This is a genomic window from Janthinobacterium sp. PAMC25594 (assembly GCF_019443505.1).
Classification (GTDB): domain Bacteria; phylum Pseudomonadota; class Gammaproteobacteria; order Burkholderiales; family Burkholderiaceae_D; genus Janthinobacterium.
Map to the genome: position 1 here is coordinate 89,104 of NZ_CP080377.1, position 25,442 is coordinate 114,545.

Genomic DNA, 25,442 nt, shown 5'->3' on the forward strand with positions numbered 1-25,442 from the left:
GGAGATTTATTATGTGCGATGAATGCAATCCCTTCGAGCGCCTGGTGGCGAAAGCCGACGCTGCTTACTGGCGCCTGCGTTCGATTCGGTGGGATCAATGGTTACGTTATGTGGAGGACGTTTCGCCAGCGTTGGCGCAGGCGATGCGGCATACGGGTATTGGCATTGCGAGTGGCTTGTTTACAGGCTTGATCTTATTTGGATTGCAATTTACGAGTGATCAGCCTGTCAATGCCATGGCCAAGTCACTACAGTGCAAATTTATTGTGCATTACCAGGATATTCCAGGGCCCTTGTTCAATCTTGTCCTATTTCTGGTGGCATGCACGATGTTGTTGACTGCCGAGTGGGGGCATTTTTTCAGGCAGAAAGTGCTGGTGCCTGTCATACATGGCATTTCGCATACGGTGTCCATCACCACCGGAATGTTATTGTCGCTCGTCTTTTCGGAGGTGCTGACGAAGAGTTTTCTACCGAATGTCAGGCCATGGTTGGGCAGCCTCCTTATTATTTTGGCAGTGTGGCTACTCGCAGTGACGATGAACGCAGTTATTTATTTGTGTCGCTACGGCGTGGTGGGGCTATGGCGAAAGAAGAACTGCGCTGACGAAGACTGTCCTGCACCGCAAAAAAAGTATGAGGTCCTGCACTTTATTTTTCCACTGGTAGGAATTTTTCTCATCTTTTACCTGTGGGGCGATGTCAAGCGAAGCGCCGTGCAGGTGGCGGATGGCGCCAAGGCCAGCGAGGTGGCCGCTTGTGAGGTTGCACATTAAGCACCTCCCCCAATAAATTATTGTGATTTCTGACTTCCATAACCGGCGCTCTGCGGTGTTGCCCACTGCTAGCAGTGCTCGCACTGCGTCGAACGGCTGGGCATGCGCGAGGTGGCCGGCTTTGTCTTTGAGGGTGCGCCGTTCGCCGTGCATGGCGATGCTATCGCCGCCAAATAGACGCTAACTTATGCGTTCATCGGGTATCTCCAGCCCCCGCTGCCGCACATATTCCAGAAACAGCCTTGCTCCCTTGGCCATCTTCGACGTGCCGTACACGGCATGGATGCTGGGATCGAGCTCCTTCGACGACGTCAGCCGGTACGCCGTGCAGACCCTGCGTAAATTACCGGCAGCCACGGCCGGTTCAGCCAGCCAGCTGGCCAGGCGCACGATGCCGGCGCCTTCCAGGGCGGCCTGAAAGGTGGCGATGCCGGAAGTGAAGCGGAAACGCGGTTGCACCTGGTAGCGCACGTTGCGCTCGCTGGAAACGAAATGCCAGTCGCGCAGGATGCGCGGGGCCGAGTGCATGATGATGTCGTGGCCGGCCAGCTCTTCCGGTTCGTCGGGCGCGCCCATGCGTTCTATATAGTCGGGCGAGGCGTACATATAGCGGCGGTAATTCCACAGGGGATAGCCGATCAGCTCGCTCGACTGCGGAAAGGCGCCGCGGATGGCAAAGTCCAGCTTTTCCTGGATGGGGTCGATCGATTTGTCCGAGAAATGGATATCGATGGACACGTTCGGGTAGTCGCGCGAAAATTGCGCCACCACTTTCGGCAAGAAGCCCAGCGACAAAATTTCCGGCGCCGAGAGGCGCACCCAGCCTTGCGGCGAGTTGCTCAATTCCGCCAACTGGTCTTCCGCCTCGGCCTGTGTTTCCAGCAAGTGCTTGGCCGACGCGTAATAGGTTTCGCCGGCCGTCGTCAGGGTGAACTGCTTTTGCGTGCGCAGGATCAGCTCGGCGCCGATGGCGTCTTCGAGGAACTGGATGGCGCGCGTGACGGCCGACGGCGAACGTCCCAGCATGCGCGCCGCGTGGATGAAGCTGCGCTTTTCCACCACGGTGCAGAAGGCGCGGATTTCCCACATCAGTTTCATCGACATCGGTGACTCCCGGCAAAAGAGGCCAGTAGACCGCACGGGGGCGCATTCCGTCAAGCGTTACGCCTGATTGCGTTTTCCGCAATTTGAAGTTGCATCCGGAAAAGTGACTGACGCCTATACTGCCGCTGTCGCCCATTCCTCATTGCCTATCATGCTGACCATTTCGCTGCTGTGTTTATTTGCCTTCTTTGCCGGCCTGATCGATGCCGCCGTGGGCGGGGGCGGGCTGATACAGCTGCCGGCCCTGTTCAACCTGATGCCGAACATGGCCTCGACATCCTTGCTGGGCACGAACAAACTGGCGTCCGCCTGCGGCACCACGTTTGCCGCCCGCTCGTTTGTCGGCAAGGTCAACATTCCCTGGCTGCTGGTGCTGCCGGCCGTGGCCAGCGCCTTCATCATGTCGTTTATCGGCGCGGCCGCCGTGTCCTACGTGCCGCAGCAGGTGGTGCGCCCCATGGTGCTGGTATTGATCATCATCATGGCCATCTACACCTTCATCAAGAAAGATTTCGGCAGCACGCGCGAGGCGCGCCCCATCGGCCCGCGCGAACGCATCCTCGCCATCGTCATCGGCGGCGCCATCGGCTTTTATGACGGCCTGTTCGGGCCGGGCACGGGCAGCTTTTTGATTTTCCTGTTCATCCGCGTCTTCGGCTTCGATTTTATCCTCGCTTCGGCCTGCTCGAAACTGGTGAACATCGCCACCAACGTGGCCGCGCTGGCCTTTTTCATTCCCGCCGGCCACGTGGTCTACGCGGTGGCCGCACCGATGGCCGTGTGCAACATCCTGGGCGCCCTGACGGGCACCTGGATCGCCGTGCGCCGCGGCGCCGCCTTCGTGCGCATCCTCTTCCTCGTGCTGCTGGTGCTGCTGATCGTGAAGTTGTCTTACGACATCTTCTTCAAGTAAGTTTTTGAGCCTACCCTCGCCATGAAAACCATCCGGGGCGTGCTGTGGGACAACGATGGCGTGTTGGTCGCCACCGAACAGCTGTTTTACGAAAGCAACCGCGACTTGCTCTTGCCCTACGGTATAGACCTGACGCCAAAGCAATTCTTTGACTGGTTCCTGGACAATAACTACGGCGCCTGGCATCTGTTGCTGGGGCAAGGCCATGACATCGAACTGGTCGAGCGCCTGCGCGCCGAGCGCACCGAGCTGTTTGCGCAACGCTTGCGCCAGGCGCGCCAGCTGGCCATGCCCGGCATCGGGCAAGTGCTGGCGGCGCTGCGCCCGCACGTGGCCATGGGCGTGGTCACCAGCGCCTATGCACAGCATTTCCAGATCAGCCATGCGGCCACCGGCTTGTTGCAGCACTTCGACTTCGTGCTGACGCGTGAAATGTATAGGGAAAGCAAGCCGGCGCCCGACGGCTACCAGCTGGGCCTGCAGCGCCTGGGCCTGGCTGCGGCCGACTGTGTGGCCGTGGAAGACTCGCCGCGCGGCTTGCGCGCCGCCAGGGCCGCCGGACTGGAATGCATCGTCGTGCGCAACCAGATGAACCGTCACCACGCGTTTGATGACGCTTTTTGCGTGGTGGATTCAAACGCCGAGCTGGGCGAAGTGCTGGCTTCGTTCGTCCCCGGCATGGCGCAAGCTCCCCGGCAATTAGAGGCCTTCCTCTGATACGGCTTGCCGGCATGCCATTACAATTGCCTATCGCATTCACCGGCACGGCCCCACGATGACACTCCCGCAACTGCACTTTGCCCACGCCAACAGTTATCCGGCCGGTACCTACCGCAAGCTGTTCGGCCTGCTGGGCCAGCATTACAGCGTGCAGGCGCTCGACATGCATGCGCACGACCCGGATTATCCCGTCAGCACGGGCTGGCCCGAGCTGGTGCGCGAGTATATCGATGACCTGGAGCGTCGCTACAGCGCGCCCGTGATCCTCGTCGGCCATTCGCTGGGCGGCATGCTCAGCGTGATGGTGGCCAAGCAGCGGCCGGATCTCGTGCGCAGTGTGGTCTTGCTCGATTCGCCCGTGGTGGCGGGCTGGCGCGCCTTGCTGGTGCGGCTGGCGCGCAACACGGCGCTGGGCGAGCGGTTCTCGCCGGCACGTTTTTCCGCCAAGCGGCGCAAGCTGTGGCCGGACGCGCAAGCCGCCTATACCCATTTCGCGGCGAAGGATATGTTCGCCATCTGGGCGCCGCAGGTGTTGCGCGATTACATAGACAGCGGCCTGGTCCCCCATCCGGACGGGGTGCAGTTGCGCTTTACGCGCGAAGTGGAAACCGATGTCTACCGCGGCTTGCCGCACCATATCGGCAGCCTCGTCAAGGATGGTTTGCCGGTGCCCATCGGCTTTATTGGCGGCACGGAATCGGTGGAATGCCGGCAGGCGGGCTTGAAGGCCACGCGCAAGCTGGTCGGGAAATTTTTCCGCCAGGTGCCGGGTGGCCATCTGTTTCCCATGGAAAACCCAGAACTGACGGCGCAAGTGGTGCGCGAGATGATCACTTCCTTGCTGGCGAAACAGTAACCTGAGACCAAGGATTTTCGGGGGATGGGTGCCAAAAGTGGCGGGTTTTCGCGTAAAATCCTGCCATTCGGGCCGCGCCTGTACTTGGCGTGCGGCCCCCGCCATTCCGATATTCTAGAAAGATACCCCTGCGATGACGATTAAAAGCGATAAATGGATACGCCGCATGGCCGAATCAACGGGCATGATCGAGCCGTTCGAACCTGGCCAGGTCAAGGAACGCGATGGCAACCGCATCGTGTCCTACGGCACCTCCAGCTATGGCTATGACATCCGCTGCGCCGACGAGTTCAAGTTGTTCACCAACATCAACACCACCATCGTCGACCCGAAGGATTTTGATGCGAACAACTTCGTCGATGTGTCGGGCAAGGGCTATTGCATCATCCCGCCGAATTCGTTCGCACTGGCCCGTACGGTCGAGTATTTCCGCATTCCCCGTAATGTATTGACGATTTGCCTGGGCAAGAGCACCTATGCCCGTTGCGGCATCATCGTCAACGTCACCCCGTTCGAACCGGAATGGGAAGGTTTCGTGACCCTGGAATTTTCCAACACGACACCGTTGCCGGCGAAAATCTACGCCAACGAAGGCGTGGCGCAAGTGCTGTTCTTCGAGTCCGATGAAGTCTGCGAAACGTCGTACAAGGACCGTGGCGGCAAATACCAGGGCCAGGTGGGCGTGACCTTGCCGAAGACCTGATCGCTGGAAGGGTGGGGCGCCAGCCGTCTTGAGCTGTCTTTACCTGCCTTTACACCTGCGGCCCTACGTTCGCGTTCCATGCTTGCCGTTAACCTTGGTATTGAAACACTGAGGAGGCATCATGGTAGCGGCAATCGGTTCAGGCAGCACAGTCGGCGCGGCCAGCAGCGCCAGTTCAGGCAGCAGTTCGCAGATCGCGGCGCTGCAAAAGCAGATCACGGCGGCGCAAAAAGAGTTGACGGAATCGCAGAAAGGCACGCAGACGGACGCGTCGCAAAAGCTGCAGCAGCAGCTGGCGCAGCAAATCCAGGCCTTGCAGGCGCAAATTGCCCAGTTACAGGCGGCGGCCGCGCAACAGGCGGCGCAGCAAGCTCTTCAGACGGCCAGCAGCGCCGATACGGCGACGAGTCCGGCCAAGTCGGCCTCGTCGACCCTGGGCAGCATCATCGATACGCAGGCGTAGCAGCACATCCGCGCGTCAAAACGCCAGGCTCGCCGGAAGGTCAGCCTGGCGTTTTGACGGGCAGCAGCATTTCCACGCACAGCCCTCCACCGCTGCGCAAGCTGGCACCGATGCGGCCGCCATGGGCGTTGATGACGTGCTGGGCGATGGCCAGGCCCAGGCCGTCCGTGCTGTGCTGGGTATGGCTGGCGCGGAAGAACGGTTCAAAAATGCGGGCCAGGTCGGCGCTGGCCACGCCAGGCCCCTGGTCCAGCACGGCGATGCGCAGCAGATCCTGCTTGCCGTCATGCAGGCGCGATACATTCACCTCCACCGTGCCGCCATCGGGGCTGTGCTTGACGGCATTGCGCACCACGTTTTCCACGGCGCGCGCCAGCAGTTCCGGCCGGCCCGTGACAGCGGCGTCGGCAATGGCTGCGTCGCCCGCCAGGGCGATGCCCACCTGGCGCGCCTTCGCTTCGTAGCGGGCGTCGTCCACGATGTCGTGCAGCAGCTCGGCGATGTCGACGTCTTCGCTGAGGGGGGAGGCGGCGCCCGCTTCCAGCCGCGACAGGGTCAGCAGCTCGCCGATCAGCTTATCCATGCGTTCGCTTTCGCGTTCGATGCGTTGCATCGAGGCGTCCATCTTGTCCGGCTGCTGGTGCGCCAGGCCGATGGCCGCTTGCAGGCGCGCCAGCGGCGAGCGCAGTTCGTGCGACACATCATGCAGCAGGCGCGTCTGGCTCTCCATGAGATTGCGCAAACGGCCCGTCATGCGGTCGAAATCGCGGCCCAGGTCCGTCAATTCATCGCCGCGCTTGCCGCTGGCGTGAAAACGCGGCGCCAGGTCGCCGTGCGAGGCGGCCTCGAACGCTTGCCGCAAGTCGCGGATGGGGCGCGCAAAATACCAGGCCAGCAAGAAGGAGAACAGCAGGCTGGCGGCGATGGCGGCGGCCAGCGGAATGAAGGTGCGGTAGGGGCTGTCCATGCGGGAGCCGGGCGGCATGCCGCGGCCGAATTCGCCGCGTGGCGGCGGGGTGCCCGCTGCGTCGGGCCGTGGACCGGGTCCCATGGCGCGCGGGCCGCTCAGGGTGACGGCGTTGAGCGTGTCGCGCGCGGCGCCCGCTTCGGGATGGCGGAAGCGTTCGGACGAGGGCAGGAACAGCAGATAGCGCTGGCCGTCGCTGCCGGTGACTGTGCGCACGACGGGATGGGGCTGGCCTTGCTCCAGCATGGCGCGCGCCTTGGCCAGCATGGCGGGATGCACCGTGCGGCCCATCAGTTCTTGCCCTTTGGCATCGACGGCAAACACGCGCATGCGCTCCATCTTGCCGAGAAAATGCCGCAAGGCCTGGCTGCCGCCCGCTTCCAGCGTGGCGCTGGCGGCCTCGATGATCATTTGCGCGGGCGGGCTGGTGTCGATGTCGAGGGCCCGTTCCTGCTGCGCGGCCCGGTTTTTCAGCCAGAAGGTGCCGCCGATGCCGATGGTGGCCGTCACTTGCGCCAGCATGATGCACAGAAAAAATTTCCAGAACAGGCGGCCCACGCTTACTCCTTGATCAGCTGGTAGCCGAGACGGTAGACGGTCTGCAGGCAGGAACGGCCATCGGCCAGGCTGCCCAGTTTACGGCGCAGGCTGCTCAAGTGCACGTCGATATTGCGGTCGAAGCGCGCCATGGGCCGGCCCAGGCCCAGTTCCGACAATTGATTCTTGCTCACGGGCTTGCCCGCATGGCGCACCAGCACTTCCAGCAGGTTGAATTCCGTGCTCGTCAGCTCCAGGTGCGCACCGGCCCAGGAAACGCGGCGCTGTTCCGGCCACATCGTCAACTGGCCCACGGCCAGCGGCGCCAGGCCCGAGCTGTCGTGTGGCGCCGCCTGCGAACGGCGCAGGATGGCGCGGATGCGCGCCGTCAGCTCGCGCGGCGTGCACGGCTTGGTCACGTAATCGTCGGCACCCAGCTCCAGGCCCACGATGCGGTCCGTGTCATCGCCGCGCGCCGTCAGCATCAGGACGGGCAGGTTGCTGCCGGCGCGGATGCGGCGCAGGGTTTCCAGGCCATTCATGCGCGGCATCATGACGTCGAGGACGGCGATGGCGTACAGGCCCGTCAGCGCTTCGGCCGCGCCGCTTTCGCCGTCATGCACGGCGCGCGCGTCAAAACCTTCCTGCGTCAGGTATTCCTGGAACATGCCGACCAGTTCCACGTCGTCATCGATTAACAAAACCTTGCTCATGCCTGTGCTTTTTCGGGTGAATATCGCCCGATGATAGCAGTCAACAGGGGCGGTTCAGGGCCGTTTTACCCGCTTTTACATACGTCTGCTTACATTCATGCATCTTTCTTTACATGCTTTTACGCCAGCCTAACGTTGCTTTACACGTCAGACGCCGACAATCAAGGCTGATCGCCACGAAAGGAAAGCCGATGAAACACCTGAGTATCGCCGTATCCCTGCTGCTGCTGTCCGCTTGCAGCATGCCGCTGCTGGCACTCGCCCAGCAGGAATCTGCGCCGGACGGCCCGCCAGCGCGCGCCATGCCGGGGCCGCCGCCCGGCCTGGGCCACGGTGCCGGACCCGGCGCGCCAGGCTTGCCACCGTTCCTGCACGGCATCGAGCTGAGCGAAGCGCAGCAGGACAAGGTTTTCACCGCCACCTACGCGCAGGCGCCCTTGCTGCGAGAACAGGAAAAGATCGCCTTCAAGGCCCATGCGCAACTGCGCGAGCTGGCCGGGTCCAGCGCCTACGACGATGCGCAGGCCAGCACGCTGGCAAACACGGCGGCGCAAGCCATGGCGAAGATCAGCTTGCTGCATGCGCGGCTGGAGCAGCAATTGCTGGCCGTGCTGACGCCGGAGCAGCGCCAGCAGGCGCGGCAGCGGGGCGACAGCCGCCCCGGCCCGCGCCGTCCCCAATTACCCACAGGAGAGTGACCATGAGCATCAGTGCCTTGAGTTCCAGCAGCGCGGCTACCCAGCTGAGCGCTTTCAACCGCATCAGCGGCAGCAATACCGGCAGTACCGACAGCGTGGGCGGCGCGCGGCCGCCCAGGCAGGACGATAACGGCTTTCTCGATGCCGTTTCCAGCGCCCTGTCGTCGATCGGGGTGACGGTGCCCGACACGGCGTCGTCCGACAGCACTGGCGCCGACACCAGCACCGCCAGCGGCAGCGATGCCGGCCAGGCATTGGGCGCGTTCCTGCACCAGCTGATGGGCAGCTTGCACGCCCAGGGCGGCGCGGGCGCCAGCGCCGGCGCAGACAAGGATGGTGACAAGGACGGTGACAAGGGCGGCGGCGGCGGCGGGCGGGCACGGGGCCACGGCAATATCAAATCGGACTTGCAAAGCCTGATCCAGACCCTGTCGTCCGGCACGGGCAGCGACAACAGCAGCGTTTCGGACTTGCAGTCAAGCTTCTCCAGCCTGATCACTGCCCTGGGCGGCAGCGCCAGCACCAGCGCCAGCGGCGACAGCAGCACCAAGCTGAGCAGCTTTTTGCAGGCGCTATCGGGCAGCCTGGGCGCTTCCAGCAGCAGCGCCAGCCTGCCATCCAGCGGCAACCTGGTCAATACAACGGCCTGAACCATGGAACGCAAGCTCGCCCTGGCCGCCAGGAAGACGCTTTCGCCACGGGCCACACACGTCCTGTTCCTGTGCGCCAGCCTGAGTCCCGCCTTGGCGGGCTTGCCTCTCTTGATGGAATATATATGGACTTACATGATCACGCTCTGGCATCCGACCTCGAAATGATGGGGCTGGCGCCTGAGCGGTGATTCCCGAGGAAACGGGCGGGCCATATCCGGCCGATGGCACGAACACGCATGGCGGCGGCGGGCGTGCCGCTCAGCATCGACGGGCAATGCCACCCAGGGTTATGTTGCCACCCTGAGCATCGCCGTGAACGGTTAATTTACTGTCATGAAACCCCGGTCGCGCCGGCTGAAGTTGCCGATATTCGGGAACACCTCGGCCAGCTGGCTGCCGGCCACGCCGCTCCTTCTGGCGCTCATGCGTGTCGAACTGCCCCAGGTCACATACAACACTCGCCGTTTCGCCCCGCACGGCCTTGGTGGCCGTCTGATTCGCTGGCGGCGTAATCATTCCTGCCCGTTAAGCTTGTTCCAAAGCTCATCTTGACAACGAAACTCGCTTCGCCGGAAACGATGGTTTTTACGCTATCGGCGAAACGCCGTTCGCCGTGCCATGCCGTTCTTCCCCCGCGTCCTTTCCCCACAGATGGCTGGCATGGCCCTTGCGTCAGGGAGGCATGGGCCATACGCCCGTCTTTCACCGGAGTCTGCCATGACCAGCCGCCTGCTCGCCTATCGTCCCGAAATGGAATTGCCTGACGCGCCAGCCATGCCGTCCTTGCAGCAGGAAGATGAGCTGGTCCTGGCGGCACACTTGCTGGAATTGCAGGGGCCGGCCCAGTTCGATGCTTTCCTGGCGCGTCAGCTGGGCGCCACCGTGGCGGGCAGGCAAGTGCGCGGCACGCCGCTGGAAGGGCCGCTGCGCCAGCTGCTGGGCAAGGTGGTGGCGCCCCTGCTGCCACTGCATGGTGGTTCGCCGCAGGCGCTCAAGCGGCGCGCTGCGGGCATCTTCGGCATGGAACTGGAAGGATTGAGCCCGGAAGACAAGGAATTCGAACTGGCACGCCAGGTCGTGCATCTGATCGATGCCGTCAATACGGAACTGGCGCGTGACGGCATGGACGCGCGCGCGCCCAGGGCGCGGGTGGAAACTGCCCTGCTGCAGGTGGCGCGCAGCGTGGCGCCAGGCTTGCTCAGGCAGGCGGCGCAAACGCCGGGACGGGACGCTGGCCGCTGGCGCCGCGAGGGCGGGCATATCGTCGTGCTCGATTGTTAGCCGGATGGCCAGGCTGTCCGGCAAGGTAATCCGAACTGAGGTGTTAACTTTGAGGAGCTCATCATGCATGACATAGATCGTACGACCCTGGAATACGGGCAGGAGATGTCCGGTTTTGAAGCGGAGCAGTTCGAGTTTGGCCAGGGCGAGTGGAGCGGCGAGGGCGGCTCGAACGCCATGTTTTCCGAGGCCGAGGAGATGGAACTGGCGAATGAACTGTTGTCGGTGAGTAATGAAGCCGAGCTGGAACAGTTTCTCGGCAATTTCCTGCGCAAGGCCGCCTCCGTGGCGGGCGGCATCATCAAGTCGCCCGTGGGACAAGCCATCGGCGGCGTGCTCAAGGGCGTGGCGAAGAAGGCGATTCCCCTGGCAGGCGGCGCCATCGGCGGCTATTTCGGCGGTCCGCTGGGGGCCAAGATCGGCAGCGGCCTCGCTTCGGCGGCCGGCAGCGCGCTGGGGCTGGAAGCGGAAGCGTCGTCGAACGAGGACCGCGAATTCGAGGGCGCCAAGCAGTTCGTGCGCCTGGCCGCCGACACCGTCAACCGCGCCGCGCAAGCGCGCGGCAATGGCGATCCGCGCGCCATCGCCCAGGCGGCGGCCAGCGCGGCGGCGCGCCAGTTCGCGCCCGGCCTGCTGGGCCGCCCCGGCGGCCAGGTCGCCACGCAGAACGGCAGCGGCGCGGGCGGCCAGGCGCCGGGCGCCGCGCGCAGCCAGGCCGGCATGCGCCCGGCCAGCGGGCGCTGGGCGCGCCAGGGCCATAAAATCGTTCTGTACGGCGTCTGACATCATGGCCATCGGCGCTTACGCTGCCTGGATGCTGGCGCAGGAGGCGCGCTCGCTGCTGACGCGGCTGGCGCGGCTGGAGCCGTTCGCGCTGATCGAGCCGACGGTGCTGGCGGCCGCCCTGATGCCCAGCGCCCAGTCGGCCATCGAAAGCCAGCTGGTGCAGGGCCGGCGCGAATTGCGGCGCATGGTGGCCCAGTTCCAGGCCTGGCTGCGGCGCGAAGCCGCCGATGGCGCCAGCATGGCCACCGCCGCCGAGGCGCAGCGCCGCTTTACCTTCCTGCGCCTGAAATTCAACGCCGCGCTGACCCAGTTCGACCTGTTCAACGAAGTCATCACGCAGCGCAGCGAGCACAAGACGGGCGTGTGGCTGGCCGGCCTCGACATCGTCGCCGCCGACGCGCTGGCGCTGCCCGGCAATGTGTACCAGGCGCCGCCCGTGATCTGCTACCTGGACCGGGGGCCGGGCGCCGCCATCCGCCGCGCACGTACGCGCCTGCCGGGCGGCGGCGACAATCCCGTGGCCATCATCCGTTTGCCGCGCGAACGCATGATCGGCAGCAGCATCGCCTCGTCGCTGGTGCACGAGGTGGGCCACCAGGGCGCGGCGCTGCTGGACCTGGTGGCATCGCTGCGGCCCATGCTGCAAGCCATGCAGCATGGTGGCAGCGGCCTGGTGCACGTGTGGCAGTTGTGGGAGCGGTGGATTTCCGAAATCGTGGCCGATTTCTGGTCGCTGGCGCGGGTCGGCGTGGCCGCTACCCTGGGCCTGATCGGCGTGGTCAGCCTGCCGCGCGTGTTTGTCTTCCGTCTCAATATCGATGATCCCCACCCGGTGCCATGGCTGCGGGTGCGCCTGAGCTGCGCCATGGGACGGGCCTTGTATCCGCATCCGCAATGGAGCCGGCTGGAGCAGCTGTGGCTGTCGTACTACCCGCTGACGGGCCTGCCCCTGGGGCAGCGGCGACTGCTGGAACAGTTGCAGGCCAGCATGGCGGCCCTGGTGGGCTTGCTGGTGCAGCACCGGCCGCCGGCCTTGCGCGGCGGCTCGCTGGTCGAAGCCATGGCCGTGCACATGCGCCAGCCGGCCATGCTGGCGCGGCTGTTTCGCAGCTGGACCCTGGCGCCGGCGCAGATGTACGAGGCCACGCCGACCCTGGTGTTCGCCGTGCTGGGCCAGGCGCGCGCCAGCGGCAGCCTGAGTCCGGAAGACGAAAGCGAGCTGCTGGGACGCCTGCTGACCCACTGGGCCCTGCGCAGCACCCTGGACACGTCGGAGCTGTGCGCCGATGTCGTGCGGCACGGCCGCCAGTCCGGCAGGCCGCTGCCGCCCCTGGCATCCCGTTTGATTATCCATTGAGGAGAATGACATGAGCAGCAAGATCAGCAGCAAAAACAGGGGGACTGGCCAGACTGGCCAGGCTGGCCCGATACATCGCGGCGGCAGCATCGCGGTCACCGTACACGAGCAGGACAGCGGGGCCATGGTCGTCAATGCCGCCATCAGCCTGTACCGGGGGCTTGATGCGGATTGCCATAATTTCAATCCCGTCACCTGGGTAGCCGATCCCGCCATGCTGGTGGGCGTGCGCTGGACGGATGGCCGTGGCTGCACCGTGTTTGCCGACCTGGCGACGGGCAGCTACGTGGGGGTGTATGGCAATTTCCCCACCACCGCGCCCCAGTGCGTGACGGTGCAGGCCGGCTGCAGCGCCGTGCTGTGCTTCAAGCCCCAGCTCAATCCGCAGGTGGCGCTGGCGTTTGAGACGCCCGACTGCCATCCCAGCGATTGCAATTTCGGCAGGGTGGGCGACCGCGCCGTAGCCAGCGTCGCGTTTGACGGCGATCAAAGCGCCGATGGACGCGACCTGGTGCAGGTGCTGGCCGCCTCGCCGTGGGTGCCCCTGCGCGGCACGCCGAACGCGTTTTCCACACCCGTGCGGCGCGCCGGCATGCACCGCTTCGCGGCGCAGATGATGCTGTCGCAGCGGCCCGAACTGCGCAACGCCTTGCCCGTGCCCGAGGGCCTCAGCCCGAACGCCATGCTGGCCGTGGATGCGGACTACGAGACGGAAGAGCGCCAGCCGCAGCCCATTTCCGGCAATGTGGGCGTGTCGCTGACGCGCACGGAGACGGAGCCGACGGAAGACTTGCCGCTGTGGACCTTGATACGCAACAGCACCGAAGCGATGTCGTTTACGAATTACCTGCATTTCATGGACAGCCTGTTTTGCGGCGATCTGGCCAATGTACGCGGCTTCAAACAGGAACGCTTCGTCAAGAAGGCCGACATGTTCCAGCAGCTCAAGCAGCGCCGCGCGCTGCCGTTTTCCGATTCCGATTCCTACCGCGTGCTGAAAGTGGCGACGGAAGCGTTCGTGATGGTCAATTGCGGCGTGCTGAACCAGCCGCTGGCCTTCAATCCGGCCGAGGACAACGCCTACCTGGACCGGCGCGACATCCCTCAGGGGCGCGACCTGGAAACCGTGCTGCGCAACGATTACCTGGAAAATATCGACGGCTTCCAGACCTTGCCCTACCTGGCCGTGATCCGCCGCAAGCTGCCCGACATCCCCATCAGCATCCCGCGCGGCCAGGAGGGCGAGGTGGACCTGTGCTTTGGCATCATCCAGGAAAAGCTGGCTAATCCTTGCCTGCTGGAACTGATCTGGTCGTACTGGCATGAAGAAGGCATGCTGGTGCAAACCATGAATGCCATCACGCAGCGCTTCCAGAACCTGCGCGCGCCCGGCGCCGGCCTCGATCCCCTGTCGAACACGGAAATCGACATGCTGCGTCCGCTGAACAACTTGCTGTGGGGATACACACAAGATGAGCAGCACCGGCTGACCGTGGTGCGCCGCAATTACGAGTACGACCACCATTACGGCGTGCGTCTCGATGGCAAGGCGGTACAGCACTTCCGGCCAGCCGACAGCCGCTCGAAATTCCTCGAAGCGTTCCACCATTTGCTGCGCCTGCTCACCTCGTTCTACAAGCAGGACGACGACACCACCGTCAAGGCGGACGCCTTCCCCGTGCTGAATGCCTTGAAGGAAATCCACCTGATCCTGTCGCAGGGCGCGCACAACCAGTTTGGCGACTTGCCGTCGACGGCGCGCATCGAAATGCTGATGCAGCAATGGATGCTGGCGCGCCCCGAGTTCCGCGAATTTTTGCCCACGCGCGTGATGGTGGCGTATCCGGAACCGTGGATGGACCGGGTCGATGCCATGAAGAAACTGCAGGGCTGGACGGATACGAGCGTGATGCATTTCCGTAACCTGGCCATCTTTGGCGAGCAATTGCTGCTCTCCGTGCGCTACGGCAACTGGAGCGACATCTATGAGCCCACCCAGGCCTTCAACTGGGCCCGTTTCTGGCGCCCGCAAGTGCAAGGCTACATCCACGGCTACCGCGCCGCCACGGGGGTGGATTTGTCCGTCGACAGCAGCGACCCGGCGATCGAATCGACGATGCCCTCGGTGCTGTTGCGCCAGCGCCTGAGCCAGCAGCTGCGCAGCGTCTAGGGCGGGAGCGGGGCGCGTGCATGTTCGACTTTACCAGTGCCCTGTACCTGGGCATGCGCCATCCGGCGGCCCAGCTGGCGCCATGGAGCAGCCTGACCCTGGGCCAGCCGGCGGCGCTGCGCGAGCCGCCGGGCGCGCCAGCGCTGGCAGCGGACCTGGCGGCGCTGCAAGGCTGCGAAGCGGCCTGCGTGCTGCCGTCGACCCTGCATTTGTTCTGGGACCTGTTCGGCATGCTGGCTGCCGAGCGGCTGGTGATCCTCGTCGATGGCGGCAGCTACGCCATCGCGCGCTGGGGCGCCGAGCACGCGCAGGCGCTGGGCTTGCCGCAGCAAGTGTTTCCCAGCGGCGAGATGGCGGCGCTGCGGCGCCTGGTGGCGGCCTGGGGCAGGCAGGGGCGGCGTCCCTTGATACTGGCCGACGGCTATGTGCCGGGCAGCGAGCAGGTCTTGCCGCTGGCCGGCTATGCGGCCCTGGCGCGCCAGGGGGGCGGTTATCTGCTGCTGGACGACACGCAGGTGCTGGGCGTGATGGGCGCCTCCGGTGGCGGCTCGGCACGGCTGCACGGCTTGCAGGGCGCTCACGACAAGGCGGGCGGTCATTTGATCGTCGGCGCCTCGCTGGCCAAGGGTTTCGGCGTGCCGCTGGCCGTGCTGGCGGGCAGCGGCGCCCTGCTGCGGCGCTTCGAAGCGCACAGCCAGACGCGCGTGCATGCCAGTCCGCCTTCGGCCGCCGTGCTGGCGGCGGCGCGGCGCGCGCTGGCGCTCAATGCGCAGCATGGCGACACCCTGCGCGCCAGGCTGGCGGACCGGGTGGCGCAATGGAGGGCGGGGATGGCGGCCGCCGGCATCGCTTGTCGGGGCGGCAGCTTCCCCGTGCAGCGCCTGCCAGGGCGCGCCCATTTGCAGCCGGCCTTGCGCGCAGCGGGCGTGCTGGCGCTGGCGCAAGCGGGGGAGGGTCCCGGCGCGCTGACTTTTCTGCTGCGGGCCGACCAGACGCCCGGGCAACTGGAGCAGGCGATGGATTTGCTTGAACATCACATCAGGAGGCGATATGAACGAAGCGTTTGAAATGCTGCCCTTTACGGGGCAAGCGGGAGCGGCAGCTGAATACGAGCAGGAGTGGGCGCAGGAGGGGGAATCCGAGTCCGAATGGGAAGGCGAGCGCTGGCGCCCCGGCAGCGGGCGCTATGGCGGCGGCGCCGTGCGCGCGCGGCCACCGCTGCGCGGCCCGCGCCGCCCCATGCCGCCACGCTACCAGGCGAATCCGGCGCGTCGGTTCCCGCGCCCCGCGCCGCCGCCCTTGCCCTACCTGCCGCCGCGTTACCGGGGCTGGGGCGGCTATCCGGCCATCTATCCGACGATTTATCCGGCGCCCTATCCTGTGGCCGAGCCCGCGTTTGGCGACCAGCAGCAGCCGGATGCGGATCAGGGCCAGGACCAGGGACCAGACCAGGCGCAGGACGATGGCCAGATGCAGGGTGAAATCCCGCCAACCCTGGCCGGCACCATGGGCCGGGTGCCGGAAGCGGCCGCCCTCAATTACCTGGCGCTGGGCACGCTCGCCAATGCCTTGCGCGACCCGAATGGCCGGGGGGGCGGGCCTGTATGTGATCGAGTTCGATGCGGGCGGGCGGCGCCGCGCCTACAGCGGCCAGACGGACGATCTGCACCGGCGTTTGCTGCAGCACCGGCTGTGCGGCCAGATGATGGGCGTCGACCTGAGCGGGCACCAGGTGTACGTGGCGCCCCTGTCCTCGGCGGCGCAGCGGCGCCGCATCGAGCAGCGCATCCACGACGACATGTTCGCCAACCAACGCGGCGTGCTGACCAACCAGCGACGCGAACTGGAACTGGCCGTGCTCGGTGAAATGTGGAGCTGACGATAGCACCTTGATCATTGCGAAGGAGAGCATCATGCACCAACTCGAATGCGCATGCGCGCAATGCCGGCAGCGAGCCGGCGCCGCGTTTGACGTGCTGGAATTCGGCCACGACTGGCCCGGCAAGGATACGGCGCCGGCCATCTTCGGCGAAGAGGAGGAATTGCAGCTGGCCATGGAATTGCTGGAAGTGGCCAGCGAGGAGGAGCTGGAGCAGTTTCTCGGCAATGTCTTCAAGAGCGTGTGGAAGGGCGTCAAGAAGGTGGGATCGAGCATCGCCAAGGTGGCCAAGCCCCTGGGCGGCGCCTTGAAGGCCGTGGCCAAGACGGCCTTGCCCTTTGTCGGCGGCGCGCTCGGTTCGATGATCCCGATACCGGGCGTGGGCACGGCGCTCGGCTCGGCCCTGGGGCGCGCGGCCAGCGATGCGCTGGAGCTGGAAATGGCAGCCGAGGCGCCGGCCGACCGCGAACTGGAGATGGCGCGCCGCTTCGTGCGCATCGCGGGGCAGGCGGCGCGCCTGGCGGCCGACGGCGATGGCAGTGCGCGCGCCGTGGAAAGCGCGCTGACGCGGGCCTTGCACCAGCAATTGCCGCAGTTCCGCTCGCCTGCGCCGCAACAGGAAGAGGAAAGCGGGCGCTGGCGCCGGCGCGGCAACCGCATCGTCGTCATGGGCGACTGGAACTGAGAGGCGGCCATGGCGCTGGTCATCGATAGTCACTGCCACGCCGGACCGGGCGACGGCTTGAACGGGCCGTGGGACAGCGATGCGCCGCTAGCTGCTTATGTGCGCCGCGCCCGGGCGGCCGGCATCGCCCGCAGCGTGTTGTTCGCCACCTTTCACTCCGATTATGCGATCGCCAACCATGGCGTGGCGCGCCTGGTCGCCTCCGATCCGCAGCGTTTTTATGGCTTTGCCTTCGTGCATGCGCGGCGCGACCGGGGCCGCATCATGGACTTGCTGCGCACTGCCGTCGAGCGTTACGGCTTTGTCGGCATCAAGGCGCATCGGCTCGACGCGCGCATCAGCGGCGAACTGTGCGACGCGGCGCGCTTCTTCGGCTTGCCCGTGCTGTACGACCCCGCCGGTGAAGTGGCCGTGGCCGAACTGCTGGCGCAGCAGTATCCCGACGTCAACTTCATCCTGCCCCACCTGGGCAGCTTCGGCGACGACTGGGCGGCGCAGCTGGCGCTGATCGACCACCTGGTTCGTCACGCGAACATTTACACGGACAGTTCCGGCGTGCGTCGTTTCGACTTGCTGCAGCAGGCCGTGCGCCGCGCGGGGCCGCACAAGGTCTTGTTCGGCTCGGATGGCCCCTGGCTGCATCCGGGGCTGGAATTGCACAAGATTGAGCTGCTGGGCTTGCCGCCGCTGGATGCGTCGTTGATTATGGGTGGCAATTTTTTGCGGCTGGCGGGGCTGGCGTGAGGCTGCTTGTCGCGCAGGCGGCCGCCTTGCGGCGTATCTGCAGGGCGCGGTCCGTCACGCCCAGGCGGGCGGCGGCACGCTGGTTGTTGCCGTGTTCCTCAGCCAGCACCAGGCGGATGGCCATGTCGGTGGCGCAGCGCGTGATGTGCGACAGCTTGCAGCCCTGCGCCAGGGCGCGCCGCACGGCCGCCTCGAAATGCTGGTCGGGCCAGAGCGGCGCCAGCAGCCGTTCTTCGGGCGGCAGGGCGCCGATGGTGATGGGGCCGGGGCCGCAATGGCGGTGCCAGATGCGCGTGACGGTCTGGCGCAGTTCGCGCACATTGCCCGGATAGTCGCGCAGCAGCAGGTATTCGCGCACGGCGGCGTCCAGCGGTGGCGCAGGGCGCTGTCCCAGTTCGGCTAGGAAATGCCGGGCCAGAGGCAGGATATCGTCCTGGCGTTCGCGCAGGGGCGGGGTCTGGCAACGCCAGCCGGCGATACGGTAATACAGGTCGGCGCGAAAGGCGCCGCGCGCCACTTCGTCTTCCAGTTCGCGGTTGGTGGCGCACACGAGCCTGAATTGTGTGGGTTGCCAGGTATTGCCGCCTACGCGCTTGTATTTGCGTTCCTGGATGGCGCGCAGCAGCTGCGCCTGCAGGGGCAGCGGCAGTTCGCCCACTTCGTCGAGAAACAGCACGCCGCCATCGGCGAGGGCGAAAGCGCCGTCGCGTGCACCGGACGCCCCCGTAAACGCGCCCCGTTCATGGCCGAACAGTTCGCTGCCAGCCAGTTCCGGTGACAGGGTGGTGCAGTCGAGGATGGTGAAGTCGCCGCGGCAGTTGCCGAGGCGGTGGACCAGTTGCGCCAATAAATCCTTGCCCGTGCCCGTTTCGCCCGTGATCAGCATCGAAGCCTGGCTGAAGGCGGCCATTTCCACCACCTGGTGCAGCAAGGCGGTCCAGGCCGCGCTGTCGCCCACCAGGTGCTGGCGCACGGCGTTGGACGCGAGCAGCTGCGCCACGGCCTGCCAGCGCTGCAGGCGCGCCAGCACCTGCGCCGCATCGACGCTGCCGGCCGGCCACAGCAGCACATCGAGCGCGCCTGCCGCCATCAGGGCGCGCTGTTGCGCGCAGCTGGGGAAGCGGCCGCAGGCGGCAATGGCCAGCACGGAGGCGTGCCGGCACAGCGCCGGCAGCGCTTGCAGCAGCGCGGCATCAGCCTCGGCAAACAGCACGATGCCCGCTCCCTCCTCGCCATCGTGCCGCCGGGCTACAGTTACCTGAGCCTGCTTCAAAGCCGCCATCAGCAAGGCGCCACTGCCAGCCGCCGCCTGCTGCACGATTTCCAGCCACACCTTGAGCGTCATATGCCAGCCATCACGAGGGCACGAGTCGCCCATCTTAGAAGCCCGATACCCCAGCCGTTTGATCTGGCGCAAGCGTGCGCGGGAGGTCCAGAATGAAAAACGCCGCCTGATCTGCATCAGGCGGCGTTCATGACCGTAGTTTATGGAACGACGACGTCTTTAGATGTTCTCGTCCAGTTTCACACAGTCAACAAAATAGCCGCGCTTGCCATCGACTTCGCGTTTCACGAGACCATGCACATCCGTCTCGAAGCCGGGGAAGCGCTCGTTGAAGTCGCGCGCGAAGCGCAGGTAGTCGACGATGGTCTTGTTGAATCGCTCGCCCGGGATCAAGAGCGGGATGCCCGGTGGATACGGCGTCAGCAGGATGGACGTGATGCGGCCTTCCAGTTCGTCGATGGCCACGCGCTCGATCTCGCGGTGCGCCATCTTGGCGAACGCGTCCGACGGCTTCATGGCGGGGATCATGTCCGACAAATACATTTCCGTCGTCAAGCGCGCCACATCATAGGCCTTGTAGAAATCGTGGATTTGCTGGCACAGGTCGCGCAAGCCCATTTTTTCGTAGCGCGGGTTGGCGGCCGCAAATTCCGGCAGGATGCGCCACATCGGCTGGTTCTTGTCGTAGTCGTCCTTGAACTGCTGCAACGCGGTCAGCAAGGTGTTCCAGCGGCCCTTGGTGATGCCGATGGTAAACATGATGAAGAACGAGTACAGGCCGCATTTTTCAATGATGACGCCGTGCTCGGCCAGGTATTTGGTGACGATGGACGCGGGGATGCCCGTCTCGCCGAACTGGCCGTCCAGCGACAGGCCCGGGTTGACGATGGTCGCCTTGATCGGGTCGAGCATGTTGAAGCCGGGAGCGAGGTCGCCGAAGCCGTGCCAGTCGTCCTCGGCGCGTATCATCCAGTCTTCCTGCTGGCCCATGCCTTCGTCGTTGAAGCTGTCCGGACCCCACACCTGGAACCACCAGTCCTGGCCCCATTCCTGGTCGATCTTCTTCATGGCGCGGCGGAAATCGAGCGCTTCCATGATCGATTCTTCCACCAGGGCCGTGCCGCCCGGCGCTTCCATCATGGCCGCGGCCACGTCGCACGAGGCGATGATGGAATACTGCGGCGAGGTCGAGGTGTGCATCAGGTAAGCCTCGTTGAAGGCATCCTGGTCCAGCTTGACCGTATCCGATTCGCGCACGAGGATTTGCGAGGCCTGCGACAGGCCAGCGAGCAATTTGTGCGTGGACTGGGTCGAGAAAATCATCGATTCCTTGGCCCGTGGACGGTCCTTGCCGATGGCGTGCATATTCTTGTAGAAATCGTGGAAGGTGGCGTGCGGCAGCCATGCTTCATCGAAGTGCAGGGTGTCGATCTTGCCATCGAGCATTTCGCGCAGGGTTTCCACGTTGTAAATCACGCCATCGTAGGTCGATTGCGTGATGGTCAGAATGCGCGGCTTCTTGTTCTTCGCTTCGCGCGCGAACGGGTTCGCCTCGATCTTGCGGGCAATGCTTTCCGGCGTGAATTCATGCAGCGGGATGGGGCCGATGATGCCCAGGTGATTGCGCGTCGGCATCAGGAACACGGGAATCGCGCCGCACATGATGATCGAATGCAAGATCGACTTGTGGCAGTTGCGGTCGACGACGACGATGTCGCCCGGCGCCACGGTCGAGTGCCACACCATCTTGTTCGAGGTGGACGTACCATTGGTGACAAAATAGCAATGGTCGGCATTGAAGATGCGCGCCGCATTGCGCTCGGACGCGGCGACCGGGCCCGTATGGTCGAGCAGCTGGCCCAGTTCCTCGACGGCGTTGCAGACGTCGGCGCGCAGCATGTTTTCACCGAAGAACTGGTGGAACATCTGGCCGATCGGCGACTTGAGGAATGCCACGCCGCCCGAGTGGCCGGGGCAGTGCCACGAGTAGGAGCCGTCGTTGGCGTAGTGCACCAGCGCGCGGAAGAACGGCGGCGACAGGCCATCGAGGTAGGATTTCGCTTCGCGGATGATGTGGCGCGCGACGAATTCCGGCGTATCTTCGAACATGTGGATGAAACCATGCAGTTCGCGCAGGATATCGTTCGGAATGTGGCGCGAGGTGCGCGTTTCGCCGTACAGATAAATCGGGATATCGGCGTTCTTGTAGCGGATTTCTTCGACGAAGGCGCGCAACGATTTCAAGGCGTGGTCGGTTTCCTCGACGGAGCCGGCACCGAACTCTTCATCGTCGATCGACAGCACGAAGGCCGATGCGCGCGATTGTTGTTGGGCAAATTGCGACAAATCGCCGTAGCTGGTCACGCCCAGCACTTCCATGCCTTCTTTTTCCATTGCGGCGGCAAGGGCGCGAATGCCCAGGCCGGACGTATTTTCAGAACGGAAATCCTCGTCAATGATGACGATGGGGAAACGAAATTTCATGCATGTCTCCAAAAAAGCAAGCCGCCCCTGACTTATGTGGAGGGGCGGACTAGGGCGCGACGGTCAGGCGGTAGTACAACCCGGCAGCCGCAGAAAAAAAATAAGAACGGGATTCTCGCAGAAATGCGGCGTCTGCGGGAAAAAAATATCGTAGCAAAGCGTCACCAGCATGCGCTAGCGTGACGCAACGGTGTGACAGGGGTATTACAGCAACATTCTGACTATCTCTATCACCTTATCAGGCTTTGCGTTCCAGCGTGACAAAGGCGTACGGCAGGCCGGATTTCTCCGAGACATGCGCTTCGCGCGCGGTTTCTTGCCACACGGCATGATCCACGGCGGGGAAAAACGCGTCGCAGTCAAACGTCTGGCCGATTTCCGTGATGATCAAACGCTGCGCCAGGGCCAGTGACTGCTGGTAGATTTCCGCGCCGCCGATGACATAGCCTTGCGCGCCATCGAACAGGGCGATGGCCGCTTGTACCGACGATACCGCTTCCACGCCCTCATGGCGCCAGTCGGCATTGCGCGTAATGACGATGTTGCGGCGGTTCGGCAGCGGCCGGCCGATGGAATCGAAGGTCTTGCGGCCCATGAGGATGGGGTGGCCCGTCGTCAAACGCTTGAAGTGCGCGAGGTCTTCCGGCAGTTTCCAAGGCAAGGTATTGTTGATGCCGATGCCGCCTTGCTGGTCGGTGGCGACGATGATGGTCAAATGGCTCATTGCTTCTGTCAAAGTAGTTGGGGCATGGCCCGATGCCCGTCATTATCGTTGAAATTGCCGGACGCCTCCAGATGCGCACGCATGGCGTCGGCCAGCTCGCTTGGTGCTTCCAGCGGAATCATGTGGCCGGTGTTGTCTTTTAGTAAGTGCAGGGTAGCCTGCGGCAGGCGGGCTGCCATGGCGCGCAGGTCGTCGGGATGGACGAGCTTGTCGTCTTCGGCGCCCACGATCAGCACGGGAAAATCGAGTTCCGGCAAGCGCGCCATCAGGTCGGGGCGATCGATTGTGGTGAGAAATTGCGCCAGCAGCACCTCCTTGCCCAGGTCCAACCCCATCTGCTGGATCAGGCCCGCGATGGCCGCGTCCTGCAGGTGCGCGGGATGCAGCAGTTCGCGCAGGCGCTGGCGCGTGATGCCCGCGTAGGCATTGCGCTCAAGCATGGCGACGATGCGCTGGCGCGCGCTAATTTCAGCCGGCGGCAAACCTTGGGCCGAATTGGCGATCAAAGTGAGGGATTTCACACGCTGCGGGTACGCCAGCGCGTGTTCGAGCGCCAGGTAGGCGCCCAGCGAAAAGCCCACCAGGTGGGCTTGCGAAGCGCTGTGGCTGGCGATCATCGATTGCATCTGCGCGCGCGTGCGCGCCTGGTGCAGGGGCACGTGCTGCAGATGAAAGGCGTCACCCAGGGCTGGGGCCAGGCGCGACCACAGGCGTTCATCGCACAGGGTGCCGGGGATGCAGTCGAGTCGTATCGTTGTATTTTTCAAGGACAAGCCTGGTACAGGATGGTGAAAATTTTTGTCGAGCGGCATTATCCGTCATTTTGCGCATCGGGACAGCCGTACGGTATTTTCCGCATGGCATTATTTTCAATAGTGCGCGGCTGACAAGCAGGAACTTTATGGTAGGCTCATGGCTCATCAAGCCGGGGTGCCGGCGACGTGACCTGAAACACCGAATGCAACCCACTCATTACTAAAGAGGAATTACCATGGCGATCAGTTTGCAAAAAGGCGGCAATGTCAACCTGAGCAAGGAAGCTCCCGGCTTGAATAAAATCGTGATTGGCCTGGGCTGGGACCCGCGCGCCACCGATGGCGCCGCATTCGATCTGGACGGCAGCGCCTTCCTGCTGAAAACGGATGGCAAGGCCCGTTCCGATGCCGATTTCATTTTTTATAATAACCTGAAGTCGGTTGACGGCTCCATCGTCCACGCGGGCGACAACACGACCGGTGGCGGCGATGGCGACGACGAGAAAATTGCCGTCGACCTGGCCAACGTGCCGGCCGACATCGACAAGATCGCCATCGCCGTGACCATCCACGACGCGGAAAACCGCAAGCAAAACTTCGGCATGGTCGGCAAGGCCTACATCCGCTGCCTGAACTGCGACAACGGCGCGGAAATCGCCCGCTATGACCTGTCGGAAGACGGCTCGACGGAAGCGGCCATGATCTTCGGCGAAATCTACCGCGCCGGCAGCGAATGGAAATTCAAGGCTATCGGCCAGGGTTTCAAGGGCGGCCTGGGCCCTCTGGCACGTTCCTTCGGCATTAACGCTTAAGAGCTCCGGAAAACAGCCCATGGCGGCGTTGCGCCGCCTCGCCGTACTATTCGTACTGTCTTCGGACGACGCGCCTTGCCCTGAGCCGTTGTCCGAAGCTCCCACACCTGAATACATAATCCCATGGAAAACCTGATCAAGGGGCAGCGCCTGGCGCTGTCCGGCCTCGTCACGGGCAATGTCGTGCAACTGGGGCTCGCCAGCGCGGGCGTGGCGCTGGACTTTGCCTGTTTCGGCCTCGATGCGGCGGGTAAATTGTCCGACGACCGCTACATGACCTTTTTTAATCAGCCGCGCACGCCGTGCGGCGGCGTGGAAACCTCGGCGCCGTCCGGCGATGCGGCCGGTTTCAGCTACCAGCTGGAGCGTTTGCCTGCCTCCATCGAACGCCTCGTCGTCACGGCCGCCATCGATGGGGCGGCCAGCATGGCGCAGCTGGCCAGCGGCTACCTGCGCCTGCTCGACGGCGGGCGCGAACTGGCCCGCTACGCGTATGCGGGTACTGATTTTGCGCAAGAAAAAGCCGTCATGCTGGGCGAGTTCTACCGCAAAGACGGCGGCTGGCGCTTCATGGCCGTGGGCCAGGGTTTCAATGGCGGCCTGGACGCGCTGGTCGCGCATTTTGGCGGTGTAGTGGCGCAGGCGGTCGCGGAACCGGCGCCGCCATCAAAAATTTCCCTGTCGAAAATTTCGCTGACCAAGGCGGGCCAGACGCACAAGGTGTCGCTGGAAAAGGGCGCGGGCGCGCCGACAAAACTCACCGTCAAGGCCACCTGGGTCGATAACGGCGATGGCGACGACGATAACGACGATCTCGATTTAAGAGTCGGCATCCTCTTGCCGAATGGCCAGATGCGCTTCATCCAGGCGCCGGACACGGCAGGCAGCTTCGACGTCATGCCGTATGTGCGCCACCTGGGCGACGTGGCTGGCGCATCGGGCAAGGAGCCGGCCACGGAAACGGTGGAAGTCAATCCCGCGCTGGCGCAACACTACGGGGGCACGGTGGGCCTCGTCTTCAGCGTGTATTCGGCGCTGGCCAATGGCGCCGTATCGGTCGCGTCCATGCGCCCGAAGATGGTCATGCAATACGGCCAGCAGATCGTCGAGTGCGACTTCGACTTCCGCCTGTCCAAGGCGGCCGACGACGATACCGTCTACACCTATGTGATCGGCATGGCGCGCATCACGCCCGACAGCATCATCCTGGAACCGTCCGGCAAGACGTCGGAGCCCGGCAGCGAAGCGACGCCGTGGCTGAGCTGGCAGGGCGAGAACCTGCAGTTGGCCTTCAATGGTCCCGTCGTCTTCAAGGGCGAGGACAAGGAAGATGAAGATGATTGCAATGCGGACAATCCGCGCCGCTATATCGCCTAG

At 64.2% G+C, this 25,442-nt stretch carries 25 protein-coding genes; 18 read left to right on the forward strand and 7 right to left on the reverse strand.

Annotation, left to right across the window (positions count from 1 at the left end; all coding sequences use genetic code 11):
* The first annotated feature begins 11 nt into the window (after positions 1-11).
* Positions 12-776 carry a hypothetical protein gene (locus KY494_RS00330; RefSeq protein WP_219889426.1) on the forward strand — a complete coding sequence of 255 codons (765 nt, stop codon included), beginning with the start codon at positions 12-14 and terminating at the stop codon, positions 774-776.
* Positions 777-956: 180 nt separating this feature from the next.
* On the opposite strand, the gene KY494_RS00335 is transcribed toward KY494_RS00330, so the two are convergent.
* On the reverse strand, positions 957-1,880 hold the full coding sequence (locus KY494_RS00335) for a LysR family transcriptional regulator (RefSeq protein WP_219133870.1): 924 nt from the start codon (positions 1,878-1,880) through the stop codon (positions 957-959).
* A 151-nt stretch (positions 1,881-2,031) separates the two neighbouring features.
* Between KY494_RS00335 and KY494_RS00340 the strand changes: the two genes are divergently transcribed.
* The 5 genes from KY494_RS00340 (at position 2,032) to KY494_RS00360 (ending at position 5,535) form a co-directional block, all read left to right on the forward strand.
* Positions 2,032-2,793 (forward strand): TSUP family transporter, encoded by a 762-nt coding sequence (locus KY494_RS00340; protein ID WP_219889427.1) that lies wholly within the window; start codon positions 2,032-2,034, stop codon positions 2,791-2,793.
* Positions 2,794-2,814: 21 nt separating this feature from the next.
* Entirely contained in the window at positions 2,815-3,510 is a 696-nt protein-coding gene (locus KY494_RS00345; protein ID WP_219889428.1) for an HAD family phosphatase, read from the forward strand.
* A 58-nt stretch (positions 3,511-3,568) separates the two neighbouring features.
* Positions 3,569-4,369, forward strand: a complete 801-nt coding sequence (locus KY494_RS00350) for an alpha/beta fold hydrolase (protein ID WP_219889429.1) — start codon at positions 3,569-3,571, stop codon at positions 4,367-4,369.
* A gap of 133 nt (positions 4,370-4,502) precedes the next feature.
* Positions 4,503-5,072 carry a dCTP deaminase gene (gene dcd / locus KY494_RS00355; RefSeq protein ID WP_071076830.1) on the forward strand — a complete coding sequence of 190 codons (570 nt, stop codon included), beginning with the start codon at positions 4,503-4,505 and terminating at the stop codon, positions 5,070-5,072.
* A 121-nt stretch (positions 5,073-5,193) separates the two neighbouring features.
* Entirely contained in the window at positions 5,194-5,535 is a 342-nt protein-coding gene (locus KY494_RS00360) for a FlxA-like family protein (RefSeq protein ID WP_219889430.1), read from the forward strand.
* Positions 5,536-5,575: 40 nt separating this feature from the next.
* On the opposite strand, the gene KY494_RS00365 is transcribed toward KY494_RS00360, so the two are convergent.
* Both KY494_RS00365 and KY494_RS00370 read right to left on the reverse strand, forming a co-directional pair.
* On the reverse strand, positions 5,576-7,060 hold the full coding sequence (locus KY494_RS00365) for a cell wall metabolism sensor histidine kinase WalK (RefSeq protein ID WP_219889431.1): 1,485 nt from the start codon (positions 7,058-7,060) through the stop codon (positions 5,576-5,578).
* A gap of 2 nt (positions 7,061-7,062) precedes the next feature.
* Positions 7,063-7,752, reverse strand: coding sequence for a response regulator transcription factor (locus tag KY494_RS00370; RefSeq protein WP_219136769.1), 690 nt, complete (start codon positions 7,750-7,752; stop codon positions 7,063-7,065).
* A gap of 191 nt (positions 7,753-7,943) precedes the next feature.
* On the opposite strand from KY494_RS00370, the gene KY494_RS00375 reads away from it, so the two are divergent.
* From KY494_RS00375 to KY494_RS00420, 10 genes are all read left to right on the forward strand, one after another.
* A complete protein-coding gene (locus tag KY494_RS00375) occupies positions 7,944-8,450 on the forward strand; it encodes a Spy/CpxP family protein refolding chaperone (RefSeq protein ID WP_219889432.1) in 507 nt (168 codons plus the stop codon).
* Positions 8,451-8,452: 2 nt separating this feature from the next.
* Positions 8,453-9,100 carry a hypothetical protein gene (locus KY494_RS00380; protein WP_219889433.1) on the forward strand — a complete coding sequence of 216 codons (648 nt, stop codon included), beginning with the start codon at positions 8,453-8,455 and terminating at the stop codon, positions 9,098-9,100.
* 720 nt (positions 9,101-9,820) lie between these two features.
* Positions 9,821-10,384 carry a hypothetical protein gene (locus KY494_RS00385; protein ID WP_219136766.1) on the forward strand — a complete coding sequence of 188 codons (564 nt, stop codon included), beginning with the start codon at positions 9,821-9,823 and terminating at the stop codon, positions 10,382-10,384.
* 63 nt (positions 10,385-10,447) lie between these two features.
* The gene (locus tag KY494_RS00390) at positions 10,448-11,167 is read left to right on the forward strand and encodes a hypothetical protein (protein WP_219136765.1); all 720 of its coding nucleotides are present in this window, start codon (positions 10,448-10,450) and stop codon (positions 11,165-11,167) included.
* Positions 11,168-11,234: 67 nt separating this feature from the next.
* Positions 11,235-12,527 carry a hypothetical protein gene (locus KY494_RS29530; protein ID WP_375143497.1) on the forward strand — a complete coding sequence of 431 codons (1,293 nt, stop codon included), beginning with the start codon at positions 11,235-11,237 and terminating at the stop codon, positions 12,525-12,527.
* Positions 12,528-12,537: 10 nt separating this feature from the next.
* A complete protein-coding gene (locus tag KY494_RS00400; protein ID WP_219889434.1) occupies positions 12,538-14,697 on the forward strand; it encodes a hypothetical protein in 2,160 nt (719 codons plus the stop codon).
* Between the two features lie 20 nt (positions 14,698-14,717).
* Positions 14,718-15,764: an aminotransferase class I/II-fold pyridoxal phosphate-dependent enzyme gene (locus KY494_RS00405; protein ID WP_219889435.1), complete on the forward strand. Its 1,047-nt coding sequence runs from the start codon at positions 14,718-14,720 to the stop codon at positions 15,762-15,764.
* A gap of 515 nt (positions 15,765-16,279) precedes the next feature.
* Positions 16,280-16,576 (forward strand): hypothetical protein, encoded by a 297-nt coding sequence (locus KY494_RS00410; RefSeq protein WP_219889436.1) that lies wholly within the window; start codon positions 16,280-16,282, stop codon positions 16,574-16,576.
* 34 nt (positions 16,577-16,610) lie between these two features.
* A complete protein-coding gene (locus tag KY494_RS00415; protein WP_219889437.1) occupies positions 16,611-17,261 on the forward strand; it encodes a hypothetical protein in 651 nt (216 codons plus the stop codon).
* 9 nt (positions 17,262-17,270) lie between these two features.
* Positions 17,271-18,005, forward strand: a complete 735-nt coding sequence (locus KY494_RS00420; RefSeq protein WP_258194563.1) for an amidohydrolase family protein — start codon at positions 17,271-17,273, stop codon at positions 18,003-18,005.
* Here the strand turns inward: KY494_RS00420 and KY494_RS00425 are convergent.
* The 4 genes from KY494_RS00425 to KY494_RS00440 form a co-directional block, all read right to left on the reverse strand.
* The gene (locus KY494_RS00425; RefSeq protein ID WP_258194564.1) at positions 17,965-19,350 is read right to left on the reverse strand and encodes a sigma-54 dependent transcriptional regulator; all 1,386 of its coding nucleotides are present in this window, start codon (positions 19,348-19,350) and stop codon (positions 17,965-17,967) included. The two genes, KY494_RS00420 and KY494_RS00425, sit on opposite strands and share 41 nt — an antisense overlap.
* Before the next feature lie 159 nt (positions 19,351-19,509).
* Positions 19,510-21,774: an arginine/lysine/ornithine decarboxylase gene (locus tag KY494_RS00430; RefSeq protein ID WP_071076848.1), complete on the reverse strand. Its 2,265-nt coding sequence runs from the start codon at positions 21,772-21,774 to the stop codon at positions 19,510-19,512.
* Positions 21,775-22,012: 238 nt separating this feature from the next.
* Positions 22,013-22,498, reverse strand: a complete 486-nt coding sequence (locus tag KY494_RS00435; RefSeq protein ID WP_219889439.1) for a dihydrofolate reductase — start codon at positions 22,496-22,498, stop codon at positions 22,013-22,015.
* An 8-nt stretch (positions 22,499-22,506) separates the two neighbouring features.
* Complete coding sequence (locus tag KY494_RS00440; RefSeq protein WP_258194566.1) at positions 22,507-23,265, reverse strand: alpha/beta fold hydrolase; 759 nt, start codon at positions 23,263-23,265, stop codon at positions 22,507-22,509.
* 224 nt (positions 23,266-23,489) lie between these two features.
* On the opposite strand from KY494_RS00440, the gene KY494_RS00445 reads away from it, so the two are divergent.
* Entirely contained in the window at positions 23,490-24,065 is a 576-nt protein-coding gene (locus KY494_RS00445; RefSeq protein WP_219889441.1) for a TerD family protein, read from the forward strand.
* Between the two features lie 123 nt (positions 24,066-24,188).
* Complete coding sequence (locus KY494_RS00450; RefSeq protein WP_219889442.1) at positions 24,189-25,442, forward strand: TerD family protein; 1,254 nt, start codon at positions 24,189-24,191, stop codon at positions 25,440-25,442.